This window comes from Rhodoferax sp., from assembly GCF_028714215.1.
Lineage (GTDB): Bacteria > Pseudomonadota > Gammaproteobacteria > Burkholderiales > Burkholderiaceae_C > Rhodoferax.
In genome coordinates this window covers 1-3,327 of record NZ_JAQTMS010000104.1, presented here as the reverse complement: position 1 = coordinate 3,327, position 3,327 = coordinate 1, and the positions used below count along the sequence as shown (strand labels likewise).

Here is a 3,327-nt window from a genome sequence, read left to right as displayed (position 1 = left end):
CCATCACTCTGCAAAGCGAAGTAAGCTCTTCGCTTGAGCAACATGAGACTTTGCGGGACAGACCGCAGTGACGCGCAGCGAACAAGCTCTGTCCCCAACTGATTAGAGGAATATATGGGTCATAAACTGAAAATTACCGGTTGGATTTCAATTGGTGTCATGGCGGGCGCCTTGACCACGGTGTCGCTGCAGACCGTGGCGCGCGGCACGCTGACACCTTTGCCGCTAGAGGAATTGCAGCAGTTGGCGGCCGTTTTTGGCATCGTCAAGAGCAACTACGTGGAACCGGTGGACGACAAAAAGCTGATTACCGATGCCATCGCCGGTATGGTGGCGGGGCTGGACCCGCATTCGGTCTACCTCGACAAAAAGGCGCTGAAGGATTTCAACGAGGGCACAACCGGCAAATTTGTCGGCGTCGGCATCGAAATCTCGCAAGAAGATGGCTTGATCAAGGTGGTGTCCCCGATTGAAGGCTCGCCCGCGTTTCGGGCCGGCATCAAACCCAATGACCTGATCATCAAGATCAATGACACCCTGGTCAAGGGTTTGACGCTGAGCGAAGGCGTCAAGCGCATGCGCGGGGAACCCAATACCAAAGTGCTGCTGACCATTTTTCGCAAATCCGAAAATAGGACCTTCCCAGTCCCGATCGTGCGCGAAGAAATCCGCACCCAGTCGGTACGCAGCAAGGTGATCGAACCGGGTTACGCCTGGATTCGCCTGAGCCAGTTCCAGGAACGCACGGTGGAAGACTTCGCGCGCAAGATGGAAGAAATTTACAAGCAGGAGCCTCATCTCAAGGGCTTGGTGCTTGACTTGCGCAATGATCCAGGCGGCTATCTGGACGCTGCCGTGGCCATTTCGGCGGCTTTTTTACCGGCCAACGTGACGGTGGTATCGGCCAACGGCCAGTTGGCAGAGAGCAAATTCACCTACAAAGCGGCGCCCGAGTATTACCAGCGCCGTAGCGGCGCAGATCCGCTCAAGCACCTGGCTGACGTGACCAAGGGCGCACTCAAAAGCGTGCCCCTGGTGGTATTGGTCAATGAAGGCTCCGCCTCAGCCAGCGAAATCGTCGCCGGGGCGCTGCAAGATCACAAGCGCGCCAAGCTGATGGGCAATCAGACTTTTGGCAAGGGTTCGGTGCAAACCGCAGTCTGCCTGGACTCTGGATTTCGCATGGACAACTGCCCGACGGCTGCCCTGAAGCTCACCACCAGCCGTTACTACACGCCCAGCGGCAATTCGATTCAGGCCAAGGGCATCGTGCCCGACGTCATGGTGGACGAAACCGCCGAGGGCAATCTGTTTGCCGCGCTGCGCACGCGCGAGGCGGATCTGGAGAAACACCTGAGCAACGGCCAGGGTGACGAAAAGAAAGGTAGCGTCAGCGATAAGGTTCGGGAAGATGCGCTTAAAAAGCTGGAGGACGAACTTAAAAAGCCCCTGGCCGAGCGCAAGCTGCCGGAGTACGGCTCCGACAAGGATTTTCAGCTGATCCAGGCCATCAACCAACTCAAAGGTCAGACTGTCCTGGCCAGCAAGACCCTGGTCGAGCGTCCCGAAGAAAAGAAGGAAGAGTGAAAGCCCGCGCATGACGGACGAGCAACTGCTGCGCTACTCGCGCCACATCCTGCTGAACGAGATCGGGATTGAAGGCCAGGCGCAGATTTTGGCCAGTCATGCCTTGATCGTGGGTGCGGGTGGTTTGGGCTCACCGGTTGCCCTTTACCTGGGGTCGGCTGGCGTCGGGCACATCACGGTGGCTGACCACGACCACGTGGACATGACCAATCTGCAGCGGCAGATCGCGCATACCATGGAGCGTGTCGGCCAGCCCAAGGTGCTGTCAATTCAAACTGCCATTGCCGCCATCAACCCCGACGTGCAAGTCACGCCGATCATGCTACGCGCCGATGCGGCGCTGCTGGACACCCTGGTGGCGCAGGCCGACGTGGTGCTGGACTGCTCCGACAACTTTGCCACGCGCCACGCCATCAATGCGGCTTGTGTGAAACACCGCAAGCCGCTGGTATCGGGCGCGGCCATCCGCTTTGATGGTCAGATTTGTGTCTATGACCCGCGCGACGCCAACTCGCCCTGTTACGCCTGTGTCTTCCCCCCGGATAACACCTTTGAAGAAACACGCTGCGCCACGATGGGCGTTTTTGCACCGCTGGTGGGCATCATCGGCTCCCTGCAAGCGGCTGAAGCGCTCAAGCTGCTCAGCGCTGTCGGCACCCCCCTCACCGGGCGCCTGCTGATGCTCGATGGCCGCGCGATGGAGTTCACTGAAGTGCGTGTCGCACGCCAGACCGACTGCCCCATCTGCGGCGCGGCGCACTGATACCCCGGAGTTATCGCGGCGCGTCATGACACGAACCGTGCCGTTGGCGGAAATCACGTGGCAATTCGGCTTGGTCCTGCGCAAACAAGCCCAATCGTGTCTGCCTTGCAAGGGTTTCTTCGGCCGCGTACGGCCCCAGGGCGCGACGCCAGCGGTAGGACCAGGCTTGGCCCGCCTGCACCATCTGCGCGCCCAGATCATGGCCATCGAGTCGAATGCGCGCCAGTCCTCGTCCGTAATCGTCATGGCGCCGAATCGTGACCTCGACATGTTGGTGCAGCGCCAACTGCCTGAGCACCTCACGCGCGGCCTCGCCACCGGTCTGGCAGATCTCAGGTGCATCAATGCCGTCAATGCGCAGCTTGCGGGGTGGCCCCCCTGCGTCCGGACGGACCCAGAGCGTGTCACCGTCAGAGACAAATGAGACGTTGCCAGTAAAGATTGTTTTCGCCTGCACATGGGTTGCGACCATGAAGAGAACCAACAACAAGAAGCGTACGGTTTTTCGCGGCTCATGGCCCAAGATTGTTTGATTCATCTCGTTGATTGTCAGTGCAATAAGTTCAAGGGCTGCGCCGGTCCTGGAACCACCAAAGCCCAGCTAATGGGTAGAAAACCGGTGAACTTTTGGTCAAGATTCAAGAATGTTCCTGTTAGACTGGTTCGCCATCACACCAATATTCCGTGACTTCTGAAACTGTATCCGCCATGATCGACCTGCATGATTTGCGTCTGGATGATGCACGTGCGTTGCTGGAGCATGATGCGTCTGGCAGTTTGCCCGAACCGGATGAATCCCGCACCCAGTACCTGCAGAGAGTCATCGACCAGCTGTGCGAACTCTCCCTCAAAGACCCGCTGACGGGTTTGGCCAACCGACGTCATTTCCGCCATGTACTGGGGAGCGAAATTGATGCTGTGGCCCGCTCAGGTGAGTCTGCGTTGCTGTTGATGATGGACATTGATCATTTCAAGAA

4 protein-coding genes are annotated in these 3,327 nt (G+C 58.5%); 3 read left to right on the top strand and 1 reads right to left on the bottom strand.

Annotated features, from left to right (window positions below; all coding sequences use genetic code 11):
• Nucleotides 1-114: 114 nt before the first annotated feature.
• Together PHS32_RS24005 and moeB are read left to right on the top strand one after the other, a co-directional pair.
• Nucleotides 115-1,587 carry a S41 family peptidase gene (locus tag PHS32_RS24005; RefSeq protein WP_301082119.1) on the top strand — a complete coding sequence of 491 codons (1,473 nt, stop codon included), beginning with the start codon at nucleotides 115-117 and terminating at the stop codon, nucleotides 1,585-1,587.
• A 10-nt stretch (nucleotides 1,588-1,597) separates the two neighbouring features.
• Nucleotides 1,598-2,350 carry a molybdopterin-synthase adenylyltransferase MoeB gene (gene moeB, locus PHS32_RS24000; RefSeq protein WP_301082116.1) on the top strand — a complete coding sequence of 251 codons (753 nt, stop codon included), beginning with the start codon at nucleotides 1,598-1,600 and terminating at the stop codon, nucleotides 2,348-2,350.
• A 10-nt stretch (nucleotides 2,351-2,360) separates the two neighbouring features.
• Here moeB and PHS32_RS23995 read toward each other — a convergent pair whose 3' ends face one another.
• The gene (locus PHS32_RS23995) at nucleotides 2,361-2,822 is read right to left on the bottom strand and encodes a thermonuclease family protein (RefSeq protein ID WP_301082114.1); all 462 of its coding nucleotides are present in this window, start codon (nucleotides 2,820-2,822) and stop codon (nucleotides 2,361-2,363) included.
• 236 nt (nucleotides 2,823-3,058) lie between these two features.
• On the opposite strand from PHS32_RS23995, the gene PHS32_RS23990 reads away from it, so the two are divergent.
• A partial coding sequence (locus tag PHS32_RS23990) for a diguanylate cyclase (RefSeq protein WP_301082111.1) occupies nucleotides 3,059-3,327 on the top strand: 269 nt, incomplete at its 3' end.

Excerpts from the sequence above, each read along its gene's own strand:
- PHS32_RS23995 (WP_301082114.1), bottom strand. The coding sequence starts at position 2,822 with ATGGTCGCAACCCATGTGCAGGCGAAAACAATCTTTACTGGCAACGTC.
- PHS32_RS24005 (WP_301082119.1), top strand. The coding sequence starts at position 115 with ATGGGTCATAAACTGAAAATTACCGGTTGGATTTCAATTGGTGTCATG.
- moeB (WP_301082116.1), top strand. The coding sequence starts at position 1,598 with ATGACGGACGAGCAACTGCTGCGCTACTCGCGCCACATCCTGCTGAAC.